General features: G+C 40.4%; 2 protein-coding genes. One reads left to right on the forward strand and one right to left on the reverse strand.

Annotation, left to right across the window (positions count from 1 at the left end; genetic code table 11):
- The first annotated feature begins 257 nt into the window (after window positions 1-257).
- On the forward strand, window positions 258-770 hold the full coding sequence (locus tag FTU77_RS15850; RefSeq protein WP_180003360.1) for a tetratricopeptide repeat protein: 513 nt from the start codon (window positions 258-260) through the stop codon (window positions 768-770).
- A 64-nt stretch (window positions 771-834) separates the two neighbouring features.
- Here the strand turns inward: FTU77_RS15850 and FTU77_RS15855 are convergent, their stop codons facing one another.
- On the reverse strand, window positions 835-1,359 hold the full coding sequence (locus tag FTU77_RS15855) for a cysteine peptidase family C39 domain-containing protein (RefSeq protein WP_180056185.1): 525 nt from the start codon (window positions 1,357-1,359) through the stop codon (window positions 835-837).
- Window positions 1,360-1,524 lie beyond the last annotated feature (165 nt).

The raw sequence follows: 1,524 nt of genomic DNA on the forward strand, positions 1-1,524 counted from the left end.
AGTATTTGGATTGTCACTGCTTGCTCCAAAGTTAACATGTTGAGCAGTCCAAAATGACCGCTATATTAACCAAGGGGGTCAGTTTTTAAATGCCATTAGGGGGTCATTTTTACACTGCCGCTAACAGTGTTATTGAAATTTTAATTCATTGGACAACGATCTCTAAACATTCTCCAAACATTGAAAGCTAATTTTCGGATTGGCTTTTTTCATGCCAACCGATTAGGCTATGCCTATTCTGCTCTTTTGGATTACACATGTCTGAACTTTCGATCTCTCCTGCTTTATATAACCGCGCCATGGCAGGAAATAAAGATGCTCAATTTGAACTGGCTGAAATTTATATGCAAAGTGAAAATGATGAGCATGTTGAACTTGCTGAAGAATGGGCACTCAAAGCAGCTCAGTTAGGTCATGTAGAAGCGATGTATTGGCTGGGTGAAGGCTATGCAGTCTATGCCAAAGACATGCTCGAAGAAGATCCTGAAGAATCTAAAACCTATTTTGAGCATGCACACCGCTGGTTAGAACAAGCGGCAAAACATGACCATCCTGCTGCAATTTTAGAACTCGCCAATTTTTACCGCCGTGGTGATGTGGTGGAAAAAGATGTCGCTAAATCCATTGAACTGGTTGAACAATCTGCAAAATTAGGTGAAGTTCAGGCCATGCGTGACTTAGCTTTTATTTATGCCAATGGCTTAGGCATCGACGCTGATGAAGAAAAAGCAGATTTTTGGAATGAAAAAGCCAATGTGGCTGAGCAGTAATCCAATTCTTTTCTAAAAAATAAAGCCCATCTCATGATGGGCTTTTTGCTTTTAACAAAATGGCTCAGCTCGCCACATAGTCATTTACATCCACCGTAATGACTTGTCTGCAAATGCCCTCTGCCCCACGCTGCTGTTCAAATACGTCTGCTGGCATGGCATCAAAACTGTCAAAGAAACTGATTTCTGCTTCGTCAATGTCATACACCAAAGAATGATTCCCCACGCCCTCTAGGGTGTCGTAATAGACAATCACAAACTGATTTTGTTCAAAAGCCTGCTGAATTTGTGCATAGCCAATTGCAGGCAATATAGGCAGTTCCAATTGGTCTGCTTCTGCATAACTGCGTTTTTCACTGTCCTGCAGCTCAGGATCATGCTCTGTGTAAAACTTTACTTGAAAGCCAAACTTTTTCAGTCCTACGGCTAAACCAATAGTTGTTGTGCCATGGCCAGCTTCATAAGCGCAAACTTCGATGAGTTGCTGAATATCTGCATCTATACCTAAGTGCTGCAGCAACATCCACACCGCATAAATGCCACCGTTGGCTTCAAGATTGGCTAATTCTTCAGGGATTTCTAAAGACATAATAAAATCACAAATATTTAAATTTATATAATTATACAAAGATTAGGGTCTGTTGACATTTGTTGATTAAAAAAATAGCGAGATAGTAAAATTAAATCGCCAAACCCAATTTTACACTCGCTATGCCTCGAACAATGCTAAATGATCAACACTGGTCCAAGTTAC

The organism is Acinetobacter sp. YH12142 (assembly GCF_013418435.1).
In the GTDB taxonomy this organism is placed as follows: Bacteria; Pseudomonadota; Gammaproteobacteria; order Pseudomonadales; family Moraxellaceae; genus Acinetobacter; species Acinetobacter amyesii.

Coding starts and splice junctions, on each gene's coding strand:
- FTU77_RS15850 (WP_180003360.1), top strand. CDS start 258: ATGTCTGAACTTTCGATCTCTCCTGCTTTATATAACCGCGCCATGGCA.
- FTU77_RS15855 (WP_180056185.1), bottom strand. CDS start 1,359: ATGTCTTTAGAAATCCCTGAAGAATTAGCCAATCTTGAAGCCAACGGT.